Genomic DNA, 18,789 nt, shown 5'->3' on the forward strand with positions numbered 1-18,789 from the left:
CTCAAACGGCGATGGAAGGCAGCGGCAGCCCGGTCAATGATTCGGCGCTGTTGGCCTGTTCTTCCATCAACCAGTCGACGAACAACCTGATCAATGCCCCACGCCGTTTGCGCTGGGGCAAGACCACGTAATAGCCCAATCGCGACAACACGGTTTCGGCAATCGGCCGACACAAAAGGCCTTGGGCCAGTAAGTTATCCACAAGGTGCCGCCAGCCGATGGCCACACCCTGGCCACCGATGGCCGCCTGGATCAACAGCGTGTAGTTGTCGAAGCGCAACTGCCCGGGGGCCGGAGGGGACGTGATGCCCAGTTCGCGAAATACGCCGTTCCAGTCAAACCAGTTGCTGCCGTTGCCGGCGCGCAGGTGCAGCAATGGCAATTCCGCCAGGGCTTGCGCCGACAGAGGCGTCGGTCGCTCCTTGAGCAGCAGCGGGCTGCATACCGGAAAGACTTCTTCGCTGAAAAGCCAGCGACTTTCGCCCTGTTTGAAGCGACCGTCGCCGAACAGTACGGCAACGTCAATATCGGTGCGGAGCATGGCGTGGTTGCGTTCGCCGGTGACCAGGCTGACGTCGATCTGTGGATTGGCGGCGTGAAACCGGTGCAATCGCGGCATCAGCCAATAAGCGGCGAAGGCGAAGTCCGTCGCCACTTGCAACACCTCATGCTGGTGTTGGGCGGTGATGGCGCTGAGGCCCGCATCGATGCTCTGCAAACCGGCCTGGACCTGCTCGAATAGAATCGACCCGGCTTCGGTCAGCTCGATGCCGCGGTAGATGCGATCGAACAGCCGCGTGCCCAGTTGTTCTTCCAGGCGCTTGATCTGCTGGCTGATGGCTGGCTGCGTGGTGCCCAGTTCAATTGCTGCCGCCGTGAAGCTTTGCTGGCGGGCCGCGGCTTCAAAGGCGCGGAACAGTTCCAGGGACAGGTCACCCAAGGCGTCATACATAAGCTGTGCTTATCCTAGTCATTATCCTACGTGGGCTTTACCCGAAAACCCGGGGGCTACATGCTCAATCGCAGCAATGTCGCATAACTGCTCACTATGGAATGCCGGGAATACATGAAGCGCAAGAACATTCTTTTCATCATGGCCGATCAGATGGCCGCGCGAATGTTGCCGATCTACGGTCCTTCGCCGATCAAGCTGCCCCACCTTTCGCGCCTGGCCGCCGAGGGCGTGGTGTTCGATGCGGCGTACTGCAACAGCCCGCTCTGCGCGCCGTCGCGTTTCACCCTGGTGAGCGGCCAGTTGCCCAGCAAGATCGGCGCCTACGACAACGCCGCGGATTTCCCGGCGGACGTGCCCACGTACGCCCATTACCTGCGCCGTCTCGGCTACCGTACGGCGTTGTCTGGCAAGATGCACTTCTGCGGGCCGGACCAGTTGCATGGCTACGAAGAACGGCTGACCAGCGACATTTACCCGGCCGACTACGGTTGGGCCGTGAACTGGGACGAGCCGGATGTGCGGCCGAGCTGGTACCACAACATGTCGTCGGTGTTGCAGGCCGGCCCTTGCGTGCGCACCAACCAGCTGGATTTCGACGAAGAGGTGGTGTTCAAGGCCCAGCAATACCTGTTCGACCACATTCGCGAGGACGGCGACCAGCCGTTCTGCCTCACCGTGTCCATGACCCATCCCCACGACCCGTACACGATTCCCAAGGCGTTCTGGGACCTGTACGACGATAACGACATCCCACTGCCGCTTACCCCGGCGCAGACGGCGCTGGACCCGCATTCGCAGCGCCTGCTGAAGGTGTATGACTTGTGGGGCAAGCCGCTGCCTGTGGATAAGATTCGCGACGCACGCCGGGCCTACTTCGGCGCGTGCAGCTACATTGACAGCAACGTCGGGAAACTCCTGCAAACCCTCGAAGACACCGGCTTGCTCGACGATACCATCATTGTCTTCTCCGGCGATCATGGCGACATGCTTGGGGAAAAAGGCCTCTGGTACAAAATGCATTGGTACGAAATGGCCGCGCGGGTGCCGCTGTTGATCAGCGCTCCGGGACAATTTGCCAGCGGGCGGGTGAAGGCGGCGGTGTCCACCGCTGACTTGCTGCCCACTCTGGTGGAACTGGCCGGCGGCACGCTGGAACCGGGATTGCCCCTGGACGGGCGCTCGTTGGTGCCGCACCTGCAAGGGCAGGGTGGGCATGATGAAGTCTTCGGTGAATACATGGCCGAAGGCACCATCAGCCCGTTAATGATGATTCGTCGCGGCCCCTGGAAATTCATCTACAGCGAGGACGACCCGTGCCTGCTGTTCGATGTCCACAACGACCCCAAGGAGCTGGAGGATCTCAGCCAGTCGCCGGAGCATCAGCGCCTGTTCGCCGATTTTCTCGCCGAAGCGCGGGCCAAGTGGAACATCCCTGTCATTCACCAACAGGTGCTCGCCAGCCAGCGACGCCGCCGGTTTGTCGCCCAGGCGCTGACCCTGGGCAAACTCAAGAGCTGGGATCACCAGCCGCTGGTCGATGCCAGCCAGCAGTACATGCGTAACCACATCGACCTTGATGACCTGGAGCGCAAGGCCCGTTATCCACAACCCTGCCAAAACCAATAACGTAAGGGGAAGCACATGCAAAAGTTATCCACAGTACTGGCCGCCGGGCTGTTGGCATTGAGCAGTGCGTCGGCATGGGCCGAGCAAAGCTGCGACACCGTGAAGATGGCCGACCCGGGCTGGAGCGACATCGCGGCGACCAACGCCATCGCCGGTTTTTTGCTGGACGGCATGGGCTACAAGGCCAAGGTCGATACCCTCGCGGTGCCGATCACGTTTGGCGGCCTCAAGGACGGCCAGGTCGACGTATTCCTCGGTAACTGGATGCCGGCGCAACAGGGCTTCTACGACAAATTCGTCGCCACCGGCGATGTCACGCAGTTGGCCAAGAACCTGGACGGGACCGAATTCACCCTGGCGGTGCCGGACTATGTCTGGGATGCCGGTGTGCATAACTTTGCCGACCTGAACAAGTTCGCCGACAAGTTCGACAAGAAGATCTACGGCATCGGCTCGGGCGCCCCGGCGAACCTGTCCCTGAAGGAAATCATCAAGACCAACGATTTCGGCATGGGCGATTGGAAACTGGTGGAGTCCAGCGAGCAGGCGATGTTGGCGGAGGTCTCCCGGGCCGTGAAGAAACAGAAGTTCGTGACCTTCCTGGGCTGGACCCCGCACCCGATGAACGTGCAACTGAAAATGCACTACCTCAAGGGCGGCGAGAAGTACTTCGGCGACACCGGCAGCGTCTACACGCTGACCCGCAAGGGTTATGCACAGGCCTGCCCGAACGTTGGCAAGTTGCTGACCAACCTGAGTTTCACCCAGGACATGGAAAACAGCATCATGGCCGAGGTGGTCAACAACAAGGTCAGCAACGCCGACGCGGCCAAGGCCTGGATCAAGGCCAACCCGGCCGTGCTGGATAAATGGCTGGATGGGGTAAAGACCGTGGACGGCAAGGATGCGTTGGCGGCGGTGAAGGCCAAGCTCTGATGGTCGATGTGCTCCGCGTGCACTTAAGTCACGCGGAGCAAAAGGTTGTGGCGAGGGGATTTATCCCCGCCGGGTTGCGGAGCAACCCTAATGCGGCGCCCCGGTATGTCAGGCCTGTTGCGATCGGTTTTTGGGGTCGCTTCGCGACCCAACGGGGATAAATCCCCTCGCCACAGGAAGAGACAGAGCCTCGTCCTGCTACTCTTGCGCCAAATCCGATCCTTGAGGCCCCATGGCAATTCCCACCCGCCATTCACTCTTTCCGTTCCTGAGCTGGCTCCCCCGACAGACCCGCGCCAGCGTCGGGCGGGATCTGATCGTCGGCCTGAGCGGCGCGATTCTCGCGTTGCCACAATCCATTGCCTACGCGCTGATCGCCGGCCTTCCGCCTGAATATGGCTTGTACGCGGCGATCGTGCCGGTGCTGATTGCCTGTCTGTGGGGCTCCTCCTGGCATTTGATCTGCGGTCCTACGGCAGCGATCTCCATTGTCCTGTACGCCAGCATCAGTCCCCTGGCCGTGCCCGCCAGCCAGGACTACGTCACCTTGATCCTGTTGCTGACCGTGCTGGCGGGCGTTTTCCAATGGCTGCTGGGGCTGTTGCGTTTCGGCGCGCTGGTGAATTTCGTCTCCCATTCGGTAGTACTGGGCTTCACGCTGGGGGCGGCGGTGGTGATCGCCTTGGGGCAGTTGCCGAACCTGTTGGGGCTGAACCTGCCGAACGAAGCCACGGCCCTGAAAGGCTTGCTGATGCTGGTCAACCACATCGGTGCTGTGGATAAACCGTCCTTGCTCTTGGGGCTGGCCACGCTGGGGCTGGGGATAACCCTGAAACGAGCGTTGCCTCGCTGGCCAAGCCTGTTGATAACGTTGGTGATCAGCAGCCTGGTGGTCTGGCTGTGGCCCGCGATGTTCGGGCATGTGGCACTGGTCAGCGCCTTTACCGGGCGCCTGCCGCCGCTCTCGCCGCTGCCGCTGGACCTGGAGCTGATCTTGCGCCTGCTGCCGGGTGCCGTCGCGGTGGGGATGCTCGGGCTGGTCACCAGCCTGTCGATCGCCCGCTCGTTGTCGGTGCGTTCCGGGCAGTTGCTCGATGCGAACCAGGAGGTGAGGGCGCAAGGGCTTTCCAACATCGTCGGAGGATTTTTCTCCGGATCCTTGTCGGCCGGTTCCTTCACGCGTTCCGGCCTCAGCTACGAAGCCGGTGCCTGCTCCCCCTTGGCCGGGGTGTTCTCGGCCTTGTGGGTGGCGCTGTTCGCGGTCGCCGGGGCCACGCTGATCGCCCATATTCCGATCCCGGCCATGGCTGGCAGCATCCTGTTGATCGCCTGGGGGCTGGTGGATCACCGCGGCATCCGCGCGCTGTACCGGGTGAGCCGCGCCGAATTCGTGGTCATGGGCCTGACCTGCCTGGCGACGCTGCTCCTGGAACTGCAAACCGCGATCTACGCGGGTGTGCTGGCCTCGCTGTTCTTCTACCTCAAGCGCACCTCGCAACCGCGGGTGCAGCACTTTCGCGAAGGGGAAGCGGAGATTTTGCGGGTCGGCGGGTCGATCTTTTTCGGCGCCAGTCATTTCCTCCAGGTACGCCTGCAACGCCTGCAGGCGCCGCGGGTGATCATCGACGCGCAGCAGATCAACTTCATCGATTATTCCGGCGTGGCAATGCTCCACCAGGAAGCCCGGCGCCTGCGCAGCCAGGGCCGGAGCCTGACCTTGCGCCGGGCCCGACCCCAGGTGGTGGAAGAGCTGAAGAAGCTTGAGGGGGCAGAGCATTGCCCGATCCAATTCGAAGAGTGAGACCGCTCGCCTTGTGGGAAAAGCTCCCACAAGGCTTGGACCAAGGTCTCAGGACGCCGCTGCACCCACGCCCACTGTCGTGCGCAACCGTCCTTCCAAGCGACGCTTGAGCCCGCGGGATTCGATCAGCAGTTTCGAGCCCTTGCTGGCGTTGGCCCGGCTCCATTCCTCCAGCAATTCCAGGCACGAGTGGTCGATGTAGCTCAGGTTATTGAGCGGCACATGCACCGTCACGCCTTCGGGCAGGGTGCCCAGCACCTGGGTCAGCGCCGGGACCTTGAGGAAGGTCGCCGCGCCCACCAGGCGCAGTTCCATCTCACCGTCCTGAGGCAGGTCGATCAGGCTGATTTTCAAGCGCGACGCTTTCCAGGCCAACTTCGCCAGGGTCAGGCCGAAACCGATCAGCACGCCGGTCAGCAGGTCAGTGAAGATGATCGCCAGTGCCGTCGCGGCGTAGGTGAACATCGGCATCCGGCCATAACGGCCCAGGTTGCGAAAGGCCTTGAGGTCCACCAGTTTGAAGCCGGTATACACCAGAACCCCCGCCAGGCTCGCCACCGGAATGCTTTGCAGCACGCTGGACAGCAGCAATACGAACAACAACAGCCACAGGCCATGGAAAATCGTCGACATCCGGGTGGTTGCCCCGGCCTGGACGTTGGCTGAGCTGCGCACGATCACGCCCGTCATCGGCAAGGCGCCGAGCAGGCCGCACAGCATGTTGCCGATGCCTTGGGCCGACAGCTCCCGGTCGAAGTCCGCCCGTTCACCGCTGTGCATGCGATCCACCGCCGCGGCCGACAGCAGGGTTTCGGCGCTGGCGATGAACGCGACCGCGAAGGCGGCGATCAGCAGCGTCGGATCGGCCAGGTTCAGCAGGTCCGCCGGACGCAGCCAGTCGATGGCGTCGGCGAGGTTGTCCGGGACTTCCACGCGCTTGACCGGCAGGGCCAACAGCAGGCTGGCGATGGTCGCCAGGCCTACGCCAAGCAAGGCGCCGGGGATGAAGCGCAGGCTGTGGGGGCGCAGCTTTTCCCACAGCCACATCACGGCCATCGTCGACAGGCCGAGCAGGCCGGCCTGCCAGCCGAAGGACGGCAGCGCCTGGGCCACCGCCGAGGGGAAGGCCACCAGGTTATCCAGCCCGGACGGCTTGGGCGCCGCGTCGAGCATCACGTGGACCTGGGACAACACGATCAACACGCCAATGCCCGCCAGCATGCCATAGACCACCGCCGGCGCCGTCACCCGGAACCAGCAGCCCAGGCGAAAACGCCCGGCCAGCAGTTGCAGCAACCCTGCCAGCAGCAGGATCGGCCCGAGCATCGCCACGCCATGTTGGCGCACCAGTTCGAAGACCAACACCGCCAAGCCGGCGGCCGGACCACTGACCTGCAATTTCGAGCCGGCGAGGAAGCCGACCACCAGGCCACCGACGATGCCGGTGACCAAGCCCTTGGCAGGTGGCAGGCCGGAGGCGATGGCAATGCCCATGCACAAGGGCAGCGCCACCAGGAACACAACCACCGAAGCCAGCAGCTCCCGTGGCAGGACAGCTTTTAATTGAGCAGCACGCATGGCGACTCTCCCGAAGTTTCTTCAGGCATGGCAAGGCCCGACCGCCTGGATGGCAGGCAGGCTTTGTTCCACGCAAGGATGGTAGGAGCGGTTAGAAGCGCGCTTTGGGCGTCGCGACCGGGATCGGATGGCTACCATCGAGCGGCAGGAAACAACCTCGGTCCGCGTCGAAGGCTTTGATCTCGCTGGTCTCGATGTTGTACACCCAGCCGTGGATGAACAACTGGCCGCTGGCCATGCGCGAGGCGACCGAAGGGTGCGTTCGCAGGTGCTGCAACTGCGCGATCACGTTCTCTTCGGTGAGGATGGGCATGGTCTGTTTTTCGTCGCCGCAGGGGCAGTTGTCATGGACCATGGTCTTGGCCACCTCGGCGTGGCGCAGCCAGGCCTTGACGGTCGGCATCTTTTCCAGCGTTTCCGGGTTGAGTACCGCGCGCATGGCGCCGCAATCGGAATGGCCGCATACGATGATGTGCTGCACGCCGAGGGCCAGCACCGCGTACTCGATGGCCGTGGAAACGCCGCCGTTCATCTGCCCGTAGGGCGGAACGACGTTGCCGACGTTACGGGTGACGAACAGGTCGCCGGGGGAGCTGTGGGTGATCAACTCGGGCACGATGCGCGAGTCGGCGCAGGTGATGAACATCGCCCGGGGGGATTGGGCGGTGGCGAGTTTCTTGAAGAGTTCTTCCTGCTGCGGGAAGACTTCGTGATGGAAATGCAAAAAGCCGTCAACAATATGCTGCAGCGCTGCATCGGCGGTCTCCGCCTCGGGTTGGGCTGAAGCCGACGCAGCCAACGGCTGTTTATCCTTGTCACTCATGATTCATCCTCTTTGACGGTTGACGCCAGTGGCTGGTTAAAAAACGTCCAGGTCGAAGGCCCGACCCGTCAGTCACTCGTTGAACAAGGTAGCGGTCGAAACTTAACTCAAACTGAATCAATGGCTCTAGGACGTAGATTACAAGGCATGAATCACAACTCGACGCGCCCAGGCGCGGGCGTGCGGACGTTGTGCCACGGTTCCACTGTATTCAAATCAAGGACATTTGTCGGCCCGGCGGACAGAAGGCGTCGCAATCCAGCGCGTAGCCTTCGCGCCGGTCCAGCCCCAGCCGCTTGATCGCCTTGGTGAAGCGCTGGGCCAGCAGGTCGGCGAAGGGGCCTTCGCCGCGCATGCGGTTGCCGAACTGGCTGTCGTACAGTTCACCGCCGCGGCTCTGGCGCACAAGGCTCAGCACATGGGCGGCCCGCTGCGGGTAATGCGCTTGCAGCCACTGCTCGAACAGCGGCGCGACCTCCAGGGGCAGGCGCAACATGACGTAGGAAGCCGTCTGGGCACCGGCGGCATGGGCTTGGGCCAGTAGCGCCTCGATTTCGCTGTCGTTGATCATCGGGATCATCGGGGCGCACAGCACTCCCACCGGGATGCCGGCCTCGCGCATGACCTTGATCGCCCGCAACCGCGCCTTGGGCGCCGCCGCGCGCGGTTCGAGGATGCGCTTGAGCTCATCGTCCAGGGTGGTGAGGCTGATCATCACCGCCACCAGTCGCTGGCGAGCCAGCTCCGCCAGCAGGTCCAGGTCGCGCAGGATCAGCGAGCCCTTAGTCACGATGGTCACCGGATGGCGGTAGCGCAACAGCACTTCCAGGATCCTGCGGGTGATGCGTTGCTCGCGCTCGATGGGCTGGTAGGGGTCGGTGTTGGAGCCCAGGTTGATCGGCGCGCATTGATAGCCTCGCTTGGACAGCTGTTCTTCCAGCACGTCGGCGGCGTTGCTCTTGGCGATCAACCGGGTTTCGAAATCCAGCCCCGGCGACATGTCCCAATACGCGTGGCTGGGGCGGGCGTAGCAATAGATGCAACCGTGTTCGCAACCGCGGTAGGGGTTGATCGAGCGATCGAAGGGAATGTCCGGCGAGGTGTTGCGGGTGATGATGGTCTTCGCCGTTTCGAAGCGCACTTCGGTGCCTTGGGTCGGCGGTACTTCCTGATACCAGCCGTCATCCTCGACCACCGAGCGACTCGGGGCGAAGCGATTGTGGGGGTTGGCAGCGGTGCCACGGCCACGTGGCGGCAGGGAGGCTGACATGGGGAATACTCCGATGCTGTATGTGCATACAGTATCGCGAGCTTTGCGTTCGGACCAGTGCCATTCAGCGGTCCGGCCGCAAGCGCCCCTGGCGTCAAACCCAATTCACAACACTTTGACGTCCTGCTTACGGGTTTTTAACCGGAGCGAGCCGACACTGTGCACCCTCGAACCTTCTTGTCTCCGGTTGTCCGTGCATGCTCAAGCTCTGCTCCCGTTCACTGTGTTGCCTGGCCTTGCTGATCGGTCTGGCTGAAATACCCGCCCAGGCGGCGGATGCCGTGCAGACGCGGCCCGCCGAGTGGGCCCAGCCTGTGGAAAAGGACTACAACCTGTACCAGATGTCGCCCACGCTCTACCGCAGTTCCTTGCCGGACAGCGGGGCCCTGCCGTTGTTGGCGAAGCTGCGGATCGGCACGGTCATCACGTTCCTGCCGACGTCGGATGCGCGCTGGCTCTCCGCCCCCGACATCGAACAGGTACGGTTGCCCTATCGCACCAATCACGTCGACGACAGCGACATACTCCGCGCCCTGCGCGCCATCCAGGCCGCCGAAGCCAAGGGGCCGGTGCTGATGCACTGCAAGCACGGCTCGGATCGCACCGGCCTGGTGGCGGCCATGTACCGCGTGGTGGTACAGGGCTGGAGCAAAGAAGACGCGCTGAACGAAATGACCGAGGGCGGCTTCGGGGACAGTCATCACTTCAAGGATGGCGTTCGCTACATGATGCAGGCCGATGTGGAAAAACTGCGCACGGCATTGGCCAATGGCGACTGCAGCACCAGCGTCTTCGCGCTCTGTTCCCTGGAGAGCTGGGTCAACAGCACGACGAACCTTCATCACCTCGACGCTCAGGCGGTCACGCCGCCGCGCTGATCGCAGGCCTGCCTGAAGGCCGCGATGGAGGCGGCGAGCGGTCGAGAATCACCCGGGCCGAATAGCGTCTCGCGCAATGCCCGGCCTGTTCGCCGGTCGAACAGCCCGTTGCGCCTGAACACTTCGAACACGGTGTGGGCCAATTGCCTGGACCAGGCATAGGCGTAGATTCCGGCGGCATAGCCGGTGACCATGTAATCCAGGCCATTGGGCCAGCGTTCGTCTGCGAAGGCGGGCAGATGCCCCACTTGTGCGCTGACCTGGTCGAAAATCTCTTGGGCACTTCGCCCGTCGCCGTCGTTGCGGTGCAGTTCCAGGTCGAATAAAGCCTCGCGCAGGGACGCCGCCTGTTCCCAACTGGCCTGGGTGTCGAGGTAATCGAGCAACTGATCGGCGATGTTTTCCGGCAAGGGCGCGCCGGTCTGGTGATGGCTGGACAGTCGAATCAGGCAGGGTATGGAAAAACACCATTGCTCGAACAGCACCCCGGCAAACTCCGCCGTGTCCCGGGAAAGCTCCGTGATCCCGGACACGTCGCGATACTCCGCGCGGGTCAGGATGTGGTGCAGGCAATGGCCGAGTTCGTGAAACAGAATCCGCAGTTGCCGGTGATCCAGCAAAACCGGTTGCTTACCTGAAGGACGCGGCAGCCAGCCATGCAGCACTGCGATGGGGTGCCGAGGCCGGCCCTCGGCGGTGATGCGGCGGTTGCGCAGGGTGGTGGTCTGGGGGAAACCTTCCTCGCTTGGGTCCTCGAACGGATCGAAATAAAAGTAGCCGATGGTTTCGCCCCACTCGCGGACTTCGAACAGGCACACCTGGGCGTCCCAGCTCGCCACCTCCGGGCGCTCGATGATCTCCACGCCGAGCAGCTCCCCCGCGATCTGCCTCATCCGGGCAAAGGTGGTCGCCAGCGTAAACCAGGCGCTGATGGACTGCTCCGACACGCCCGTCGCTTGCCGACGGAGCTTCTCCGCCAGGTACGGATAATCCCATGGCTGCAAGGCGCCGTAGCCCTGCGCCGAGGCAAATGCCTTGAGCTGCTCGGTGTCCTGTGGCCAGGTTTTTTTCTGCCGCGCGAGCTGTCGCCGCAGGAACGACAAGACCTGTTCCGGTGACTGCGCCTGCTCCGGCTCGATCGCCAAGTGCGCGTAGCTGGCGTAGCCCAATAACCTCGCGTACTGGTGGCGGTCCCTGAGCAACTGCCGGAGGACTTCGCCATTGTCGAACTGCCCGGCCTGGGGGCCCTGGTCCGAGGCGCGGGTGCTGTAGGCGATGTACACGCGTTGGCGCAGCAGCCGGTCGTCGGCATGGCGGGTGACGGTGCGAAACGAGGTTTCGTCGAGCGTCAGCAGCCAGCCTTTGTGCCCTTGCTCGCGCGCCAGGTCGGCCATGCGCTGCCTGAAAGCCGCCGGCAGGCCGTTCAACGCCGTCTCGTCGTCAAAGACCTGGCTCCAGGCCTTGTTGGCTTCTTGCAAGTGTTCCATGAACAAGTACCGGCCGCCCTGGATACGCAGCGCCAGGTCCTTCACCTCGGCCTGTGATGGGTGGCCGGACCCGCCCAGGCGAAAGCGCCGGAGGATCTTTTCCAGGGTTCTTTTCCTGGCCGGGGCGAAGTGCTGGGCTATCTGGCTGTCCGCCAGGCGCTGGTAGAGCTGGAACAGCCCGGGGTGTTCATCGAGGGAACGCTGGAAATCCTGCAAGCGGTCGCTGCAGTCGAGCGAAGCCTGGGCCCAGTCGCTTCCCGTCCTGGTGGAGGTCAGGCGGTCCAACACGTAGCCGAAGGTCTTCAAGCGCGCATGGACCTCGTCCATGGCCAGCACCAGGTCATCCCAGGTGGGAAACACCGCCTGGGTCTGGATGACATGGGCCACCTGGGCGCGGCTGTCGGCGAGGATACGGTCGAGGGCCGGGGCAAAATGCCGGGCTTCGATATGGGCAAACGGGGGCAGGTCGTAGGCCTGCAGCAGGGGGTTGTCGGCAAGGGGCATGGGGCCTTCCTGTCAGTCTGTCGTGGTGGACAGTCTGCGCGGGAAGGCCTTGCGTCTTGCGGTACATAGGTATCGCAGGCGCGCCGGATGACGCGCCTGCGGCCAGCGGATTACTCCGTGGGTTTCTTCTTCAGCTTGGGGTTGGGGAAGAACTGCACCGCCTGGACCTTGGCATCCGCCGCCTTGGGCGCCGAGGTGTTGACGCGGGTGCCCAGTTCCTTGGGCACCGACAGGCCTTGTTCGTTGAGCGTGTCGGAATAACCGCAGGCCACGCATTCACGATGGGGCACGCCGTCTTCGTTCCACATCATCAGCTTGTCCGGTTCACTGCAGGCCGGGCAGACCGCCCCGGCAATGAAGCGACGCTTGGTGATCACAGGCCCCTCGCTCATGCTGCCGCGTCCTCGCTCAGGCCGCTATGGCGCAAGAGTGCGTCAATCGACGGCTCGCGGCCACGGAAGTCGACGAACAGCACCATCGGCGCCTGGGAACCGCCCCGGGCGAGGATGGCTTCGCGGAAGGCGCGGCCGATGTCGGCGTTGAGCACGCCTTCTTCCTCGAACTTGGAGAACGCATCGGCGGACAGCACTTCCGCCCACTTGTAGCTGTAGTAGCCCGCCGCGTACCCGCCGGCGAAGATGTGGGCAAAGCTGTTGGGGAAGCGGTTGTAGGCTGGCGGTCGCATCACCGACACCTCGTCGCGTACGCCTTCGAGCACTTGCAGCACGCTGCGGCCGTCGCCGTGGGTGGCGTGCAGCTCGAAGTCGAACAGCGAGAACTCCAGTTGGCGAACCATCATCAGGCCGGACTGGAAGTTTTTCGCCGCGAGCATTTTTTCCAGCAGGTCCTGGGGCAGTGGTTCGCCGGTTTCGTAGTGGCCGGAAATCAGCGCCAGGCCCTCGGGCTCCCAGCACCAGTTCTCCATGAACTGGCTGGGCAGCTCGACGGCGTCCCAGGCCACGCCATTGATGCCGGACACACCGGCATGCTCGACGCGGGTCAGCAGGTGGTGCAGGCCATGGCCGAACTCGTGGAACAGCGTGGTGACTTCGTCGTGGGTCAGCAGCGCCGGCTTGCCGCTGTCAGCCGGGGTGAAGTTGCACACCAGGTTCGCCACCGGGCTTTGCAAGGCGCCACCGGCGGTGCGCCGACGGTCGCGGGCGCCATCCATCCAGGCACCGCCGCGCTTGTTGGCGCGGGCATAGAGGTCGAAGAAGAAGCGGCCGACGTGCTGGCCATTCTCCTTGATCTCGAACAGGCGCACGTCCGGGTGCCAGGCGTCGAAGCCCTTCAGCTCGGCGATCTCGATGCCGTAGAGGCGTTGCACGATGGCGAACAGCCCGCCCAGCACCTTGTCGATCGGGAAGTACGCGCGCAGGGCTTCCTGGGCGACGCTGTAGCGCTGCTGGCGCAGTTTTTCGCCATAGAAGCCGCTGTCCCAGCTTTGCAGGTCGGGGCAGCCCTGTTCGGCGGCGAAGGCCTTGAGCTGTTCCAGGTCCTGGGCCGCGAACGGCTTGCTGCGCTTGGCCAGGTCCCGCAGGAAGCTCAGGACCTGGTCGCTGGACTCGGCCATCTTTGTCGCCAGGCTCAACTCGGCGAAATTGGCGAAGCCCAGCAGTTGGGCCAGTTCCTGGCGCAGGTCGAGGATCTGTTCCATCACCGGGCCGTTGTCGTTCTGGCCGGCATTCGGGCCTTGGTCCGATGCGCGGGTGCAGTAGGCGGCGTAGACTTCTTCGCGCAGGGCGCGGTCTTCGGCGTAGGTCATCACCGCGTAATAGCTGGGGAATTCCAGGTTGATCAGCCAGCCGTCCAGGCCCTTGGCCTGGGCCGCTGCCGCCATCTGCGCCTTGGCCGAATCGGTGAGGCCGGCGAGGGCGGCTTCATCGGTGACATGCTTGGTCCAGGCCTGGGTCGCGTCGAGCAACTGGTTGGAGAAGCGGCTGCCCAGCTCCGACAGCTTGCTCTGCACCTCGGCGTAGCGCTTCTGCTGCTCGGGCGGCAGGTCGATGCCCGACAGGCGGAAGTCACGCAGGGAATGTTCCAGGATGGTTTTTTGCGCCACATCGAAACCGGCGGCTTCGGGGCTGTTGGCCAGCGCTTCGAAGGCCTGGAACAATTCGCGGTTCTGGCCCAGTTCGGTGGAATAGGCGCTCAAGGCCGGCAGGCAGGCCTCGTAGGCTTCACGCAGCTCGGGGCTGTTACGCACGGCGTTCAAATGGCTGACCGGGCTCCAGGCGGCGCTTAGGCGGTCGTTGAGTTCGTCCATCGCCAGGACCAGGCCAGTCCAGGTCGGCTGTTGCCCCTGGCTCTTGAGGATTTGCGCGATGGCGGCGCGGTTGTCAGCCAGGATCTGCTCGATGGCCGGTTGCACATGCTCGGCTCGGATCGCCGAGAATGGCGGCAGGTCATAGGGTTGCAAAAGAGGGTTGTTCACGCTCACGGTTGGCACCTTGGCTGGAAGAAACATGGGGCCATCTTAATTACAATCGACGCTCACCGCAGCTAGCAGCACCTATCAGCCGATAAGAGAGAGCCTATCGTGACCCTTCGCACGTACCAGAATCACCGCCCGCGGCTTGCCCCGGGCGCCTTTGTCGACAGCACCGCGGTGGTGATCGGCGACGTCGAGATCGGTGAAGACAGCTCCGTCTGGCCGCTGACCGTCATTCGCGGCGACATGCACCGCATCCGAATCGGTGCCCGCACCAGCGTCCAGGATGGCTGCGTGCTGCACATCACCCACGCCGGGCCGTTCAACCCCGACGGCTTCCCGTTGCTGGTCGGCGACGACGTGACCATCGCCCACAAAGTCATGCTCCATGGTTGCAGCGTGGGCAGCCGGGTGCTGATCGGCATGGGCAGCATCGTCATGGATGGCGCCGTGGTCGAGGACGATGTAATCATCGGTGCCGGCAGCCTCGTACCGCCGGGCAAGCGGCTGGAGAGCGGCTTCCTGTACGTCGGCAGCCCGGTGAAACAGGCCCGGCCACTGACCGACAAGGAACGCGCGTTCTTCACCTACAGCGCGGCGAACTACGTGAAGCTCAAAGACCTGCACCTGGCCGAAGGCTACGACCAGGCCTGAATCGCCCGACACTCCCAGGAATGTTCATGCATTACCAAACCGTACTCTTCGACCTCGACGGCACCCTCACCGATCCCCGCGAGGGCATCACCCGTTCGATCCAGTTCGCCTTGAGCAAACTGGGCATCGACGAACCCGACCTGACCCGCCTCGAGCATTTCATCGGCCCGCCGCTGTTGCAGGCGTTCATGCAGTTTTATGACTTCGACGAAGCGAAGGCCTGGGAGGCGGTGAATTTCTATCGCGAACGGTTCAAGGTGACCGGGTTGTACGAAAACCGGGTCTTCGACGGCGTGATGCCACTGCTGGAAACCTTGGGCGGCCAAGGGCGCCAGTTGTTCATCGCCACCTCCAAACCCTGGGTCTTCGCCCGGGAAATCGCCCGTCACTTCGACTTCGCCCGTCACTTCAAGGTGATCTATGGCAGTGAGCTGGACGGCACCCGTACCGACAAGGTCGAGCTGATCGCCCACCTGCTGGCCGAAGAAGGCCTGGACCCGGGCAGTACCCTGATGATCGGCGACCGCAAGCACGACCTGATCGGCGCCCGCCGCAATGGTCTGGATGCGGCGGCGGTGGGGTATGGGTTTGGCAGCCATGCAGAACTCAGCGCCGAGGGCCCGGCGTATCACTTCCAGACGGTAGATGCGTTGCATCAGGCGTTTTTACGGCGTTAATCATATTGCAATCGCGGGCAAGCCTTGCTCCCACAGAGCAGCGTCTGGAGCGCCATGGAGATCTGGCTTGCCCCCTCAAAAAAGCAGCATCTGGAGCGCCATGGAGATCTGGCTTGCCCCCTCAAAAAAGCAGCATCTGGAGTGCCATGGAGATCTGGCTTGCCCCCTCAAAAAAGCAGCATCTGGAGTGCCATGGAGATCTGGCTTGCACCCTCAAAAAAGCAGCATCTGGAGCGCCATGGAGATCTGGCTTGCCCCCTCAAAAAAGCAACATTTGGAGTGCCTGTGGGAGCAAGGCTTGCCCGCGATGAGGCCATCGTGGACTCAGCTTTGAATCGAGTCAGACCCATATCGCGTCCCACAAGGGATAGTCCCCAATTTTCGTCACTAAACCGGCCCGCAACGGATTCGCCACGATATATCGCGCGACTGTTTGCAAATCCTCCTCTTTGCGAATGGCCCTGTCATGGAACCCATCCTGCCAAAGCGATCCTTCCCGCTGCATTAATCGATTGAAGACAACTGTGGTCCGAGACTTCGTTCGCGCTATCAGTTTGGAGAGTCCTATACCCTGCAATTCGATCAGCCAGTGAAAATGGTCCGGCATCACCACCCAGGCTAACGAGTGGGCAAATTGTTCTTGTTGAGCCTTCCGAAAGGCATCAACCACCAAGCGCCCTGTATCGAAGCGATCAAAAAACGGTTCGCGGTCGCGCGTATTCACGGTCAACAAATAGATTTGCCCAGACTGCGAATAACGCCCGAAACGCAATTGATTGGAGTGAGGCAGTGTCGTCATAAGTGATCCTCCTTGATCTGTCCTTTGTCTCAAGGCTAGGACAGCTGCAAAGGATCCGACTCGGAATGTTGGAGCAGGATGTGTCCAGGCAGACATCATCGCGGGCAAGCCTTGCTCCCACAGCGCTGTTCCTAAAGGATCAAGCCCCCTTGCCAACAGCGGTGTGGCGGCGTCAGGCCCTGAACTGGCTTGGTGCCACGCCGCTCCAGCGCACGAAGGCATGGCGGAAGCTGGCGGTTTCGCTGAAGCCGAGCAGTTCGGCGATCCGGTAGATCGGCAGTTGATCTTCCCACAGCATTTGCTTGGCCCGCTCGAAGCGCAGTTCGTCGAGCAGCTCCTGGTAGCTGCAACCCAGTTCCTTGAGGTGCCGACGCAAGGTGCGCGCCGAGCAGTTCATCTGTTCGGCCAGGCTTTCGAGCCCCGGGGCGGCGTCCAGTTGGGCGCCGAGTAACTGGCGGATCCGTGCCAGCCAGGCCTGCCGGCCGGTGAATTCGGTGTTCTGCCGGCGGCAGCGTTCGGCCATGGCGTGGTGGGTGATGGGGTCGGCCAGTGGCAAGGGCTGTCCCAGCCATTGGCGGTCGAAGGCGAAGCCGTTGTCGCGGCTGTCGAAGTGCACCGGGCAATCGAAGTGGGCGCCGTAACGTGCCTGGTAATCCGGTGCCGAATGCTCGAAGCGTGCCGCACGCAAGGGCAGGGGGTGGCCGAGCAGGTCGTTGCAGATGACTTTCAGCGACACCATGCAGAACTCGGCGTTGAACACGGCCAGTGCCGGGTTCTCTCGATAGTCGCTGGCGCAGAGCCAGACGTCATCGCCAGCGTCCTCCAGGTTCAGTTCGAAGAGTGTTCCCAATAGCGCCGGATAGTGCAGCGCCAGGCGTAACGCGTCACCTAAGGTGGCACTGGTGAGCAGCGCATAGCCGAGCATGCCGTAGGACGAGACGTGCATGTCGCGCCCCAGTTCCAGGCCGATGTCCCGCTTGAGGGCCACCGCGTTGGCGCAGACCTGCATTTCCTGGTTGGTGGTGATGCGCGTATCGGCCCGGCTCAGGTCCGCCGTGCTGATGCCGCTGCCGGCCAACAGTGCGTCACTGGGCAGCCCGTCGTGCTTGAAGGCGTTGAGCACCAGGGAGACGGCGTTGAGGGTGGTGAGGTGGGAATGAAGCATGTCCGTTTCCAGCCTTTGGGAGGCTGGAAACGGAGCAAGTTACATGCCGGGTGAAAATCGGATGCTCACTGAAGCACCTGTGGGAGCGAGCTGGCTCGCGATGGCTGCCTACTCTTCAACATCAATTTGAATGTCCTACCGCTATCGTGAGCAAGCTCGCTCCCCCAGGTTGTGCAGGGTGTCAGCTCAATTCGCCACACAAGTCCAGCTCCACCAGCCGCCGAACCTCTTCAACCGGCAGCCCGGCGCCAATCAACGCCTGTAATTTGCCGAACGCCGCCTCGCGGGTCATGCCCCCGCCGGACAGCACGCCGACGCCGCGCAGGCGGCTGCCCGCCTCGTACACGTCCAGCTCGACGCCACCTTCATGGCACTGGGTCACCGCCACCACCACCACGCCGCTGTCCCGCGCCCGCTCGAGGCTGGCGAGGAAAGCCGGGTTGTCGCTCGGCCCGGTGCCGCTGCCATAGCACTCCAGCACCAGGCCCTGGATGCCACTGCCCAGCAGGCCATCGAGGATCTCGGCGCTGATGCCGGGAAACAACGGCAGCGCCGCGACGTTCGCCAGGCGCTTGGGCTGGTCGTAGTTCAACTGTGCCGGCAGGGAAGATGCCTTGGTACCGCCGCCCTGGCGTTCCAGGCGCTTGAACGGGTGGCGGCCGAAGCTGCGCACTTTCGCGCAACGGGTCGGTGCCAGCAGCTCGCCGTGGAAGTACAGGTGCACACCCGGCGCCAGGCCTTGGCCGAGGGCGACCAGGGCGCCGCCGAGGTTTTCCCAGGCGTCGCTGTCGGCCACGCCGGCGGGCAGCATCGAACCGGTGAAGCAGGCGCGGGCGTGCAGGCCGAGCAGTTGGAAGCTCATCGCCGCGGCGCTGTAGGCCAGGGTGTCGGTGCCGTGCAGGATCAGGACGCTGTCGCAACCTTGCACATCCACGGCGTCGACCACCGCTTCGCGCAGTTGTTGCCAGTAGGCCGGCGTCATGTTGGCGCTGTCGATCAGCGGTGACATTTCCCGGAAGCGCCACTGCGGGACGACGAGTTCGGGTTGGCTGTGCAGGTAGTCGCGCATCCGCGCTTCGAAACCGGATGCGGGCGCCAGGCCGTGGGCGCTGGCTTGCATGCCGATGGTGCCGCCGGTGTAGAGCACCATGACGTGCTGGGCGGCAGGGTAGGTCGAGGCATTCATGGTTGTTCTCCGAGGAAGA

Annotated in this window: 16 protein-coding genes; 6 read left to right on the forward strand and 10 right to left on the reverse strand. The window is 63.2% G+C overall.

Going from position 1 to position 18,789, the window contains the following annotated elements; genetic code table 11:
- Position 1: 1 nt before the first annotated feature.
- On the reverse strand, positions 2 to 952 hold the full coding sequence (locus Q6A48_RS07215; protein WP_304553003.1) for a choline sulfate utilization transcriptional regulator: 951 nt from the start codon (positions 950 to 952) through the stop codon (positions 2 to 4).
- 114 nt (positions 953 to 1,066) lie between these two features.
- Here Q6A48_RS07215 and betC point away from each other — a divergent pair, with 114 nt between their 5' ends.
- The 3 genes from betC (at position 1,067) to Q6A48_RS07230 (ending at position 5,318) form a co-directional block, all read left to right on the forward strand.
- On the forward strand, positions 1,067 to 2,581 hold the full coding sequence (betC, locus tag Q6A48_RS07220; protein ID WP_304553005.1) for a choline-sulfatase: 1,515 nt from the start codon (positions 1,067 to 1,069) through the stop codon (positions 2,579 to 2,581).
- A gap of 15 nt (positions 2,582 to 2,596) precedes the next feature.
- Positions 2,597 to 3,517, forward strand: coding sequence for a choline ABC transporter substrate-binding protein (gene choX, locus Q6A48_RS07225; RefSeq protein ID WP_304553006.1), 921 nt, complete (start codon positions 2,597 to 2,599; stop codon positions 3,515 to 3,517).
- A gap of 232 nt (positions 3,518 to 3,749) precedes the next feature.
- The gene (locus tag Q6A48_RS07230) at positions 3,750 to 5,318 is read left to right on the forward strand and encodes a SulP family inorganic anion transporter (protein ID WP_304553007.1); all 1,569 of its coding nucleotides are present in this window, start codon (positions 3,750 to 3,752) and stop codon (positions 5,316 to 5,318) included.
- 48 nt (positions 5,319 to 5,366) lie between these two features.
- Here Q6A48_RS07230 and Q6A48_RS07235 read toward each other — a convergent pair whose 3' ends face one another.
- From Q6A48_RS07235 to Q6A48_RS07245, 3 genes are all read right to left on the reverse strand, one after another.
- Complete coding sequence (locus tag Q6A48_RS07235) at positions 5,367 to 6,896, reverse strand: SulP family inorganic anion transporter (RefSeq protein WP_304553008.1); 1,530 nt, start codon at positions 6,894 to 6,896, stop codon at positions 5,367 to 5,369.
- Positions 6,897 to 6,987: 91 nt separating this feature from the next.
- The gene (locus tag Q6A48_RS07240) at positions 6,988 to 7,719 is read right to left on the reverse strand and encodes a carbonic anhydrase (protein ID WP_304553009.1); all 732 of its coding nucleotides are present in this window, start codon (positions 7,717 to 7,719) and stop codon (positions 6,988 to 6,990) included.
- A 211-nt stretch (positions 7,720 to 7,930) separates the two neighbouring features.
- The gene (locus Q6A48_RS07245; RefSeq protein ID WP_304553010.1) at positions 7,931 to 8,989 is read right to left on the reverse strand and encodes a PA0069 family radical SAM protein; all 1,059 of its coding nucleotides are present in this window, start codon (positions 8,987 to 8,989) and stop codon (positions 7,931 to 7,933) included.
- Positions 8,990 to 9,186: 197 nt separating this feature from the next.
- Between Q6A48_RS07245 and Q6A48_RS07250 the strand changes: the two genes are divergently transcribed.
- Positions 9,187 to 9,867, forward strand: coding sequence for a phosphatase domain-containing protein (locus Q6A48_RS07250; protein ID WP_304553012.1), 681 nt, complete (start codon positions 9,187 to 9,189; stop codon positions 9,865 to 9,867).
- Here Q6A48_RS07250 and Q6A48_RS07255 read toward each other — a convergent pair.
- From Q6A48_RS07255 to prlC, 3 genes are all read right to left on the reverse strand, one after another.
- Positions 9,843 to 11,858, reverse strand: coding sequence for a M3 family metallopeptidase (locus tag Q6A48_RS07255; protein WP_304553013.1), 2,016 nt, complete (start codon positions 11,856 to 11,858; stop codon positions 9,843 to 9,845). The genes Q6A48_RS07250 and Q6A48_RS07255 overlap by 25 nt on opposite strands.
- A gap of 110 nt (positions 11,859 to 11,968) precedes the next feature.
- The gene (locus Q6A48_RS07260; RefSeq protein ID WP_304553014.1) at positions 11,969 to 12,250 is read right to left on the reverse strand and encodes a YheV family putative zinc ribbon protein; all 282 of its coding nucleotides are present in this window, start codon (positions 12,248 to 12,250) and stop codon (positions 11,969 to 11,971) included.
- Positions 12,247 to 14,298 (reverse strand): oligopeptidase A, encoded by a 2,052-nt coding sequence (gene prlC, locus Q6A48_RS07265; RefSeq protein ID WP_304553015.1) that lies wholly within the window; start codon positions 14,296 to 14,298, stop codon positions 12,247 to 12,249. The genes Q6A48_RS07260 and prlC overlap by 4 nt, the downstream gene beginning before the upstream one ends.
- Before the next feature lie 99 nt (positions 14,299 to 14,397).
- Here prlC and Q6A48_RS07270 point away from each other — a divergent pair, with 99 nt between their 5' ends.
- Together Q6A48_RS07270 and Q6A48_RS07275 are read left to right on the forward strand one after the other, a co-directional pair.
- Positions 14,398 to 14,943, forward strand: coding sequence for a gamma carbonic anhydrase family protein (locus Q6A48_RS07270; protein WP_304553016.1), 546 nt, complete (start codon positions 14,398 to 14,400; stop codon positions 14,941 to 14,943).
- A 26-nt stretch (positions 14,944 to 14,969) separates the two neighbouring features.
- Positions 14,970 to 15,620 (forward strand): HAD family hydrolase, encoded by a 651-nt coding sequence (locus tag Q6A48_RS07275; RefSeq protein ID WP_304553017.1) that lies wholly within the window; start codon positions 14,970 to 14,972, stop codon positions 15,618 to 15,620.
- A 340-nt stretch (positions 15,621 to 15,960) separates the two neighbouring features.
- On the opposite strand, the gene Q6A48_RS07280 is transcribed toward Q6A48_RS07275, so the two are convergent.
- The 3 genes from Q6A48_RS07280 to Q6A48_RS07290 all read right to left on the reverse strand — a co-directional run bounded on the left by Q6A48_RS07280 (position 15,961) and on the right by Q6A48_RS07290 (position 18,770).
- Positions 15,961 to 16,419, reverse strand: a complete 459-nt coding sequence (locus Q6A48_RS07280) for an REP-associated tyrosine transposase (RefSeq protein WP_304553019.1) — start codon at positions 16,417 to 16,419, stop codon at positions 15,961 to 15,963.
- A gap of 172 nt (positions 16,420 to 16,591) precedes the next feature.
- Positions 16,592 to 17,584: an AraC family transcriptional regulator gene (locus tag Q6A48_RS07285; RefSeq protein WP_304553022.1), complete on the reverse strand. Its 993-nt coding sequence runs from the start codon at positions 17,582 to 17,584 to the stop codon at positions 16,592 to 16,594.
- A gap of 181 nt (positions 17,585 to 17,765) precedes the next feature.
- A complete protein-coding gene (locus Q6A48_RS07290; protein WP_304553024.1) occupies positions 17,766 to 18,770 on the reverse strand; it encodes an asparaginase in 1,005 nt (334 codons plus the stop codon).
- Positions 18,771 to 18,789: the final 19 nt, after the last annotated feature.

Source organism: Pseudomonas citrullilanati, from assembly GCF_030580855.1.
Taxonomy (GTDB): Bacteria; Pseudomonadota; Gammaproteobacteria; order Pseudomonadales; family Pseudomonadaceae; genus Aquipseudomonas; species Aquipseudomonas citrulli.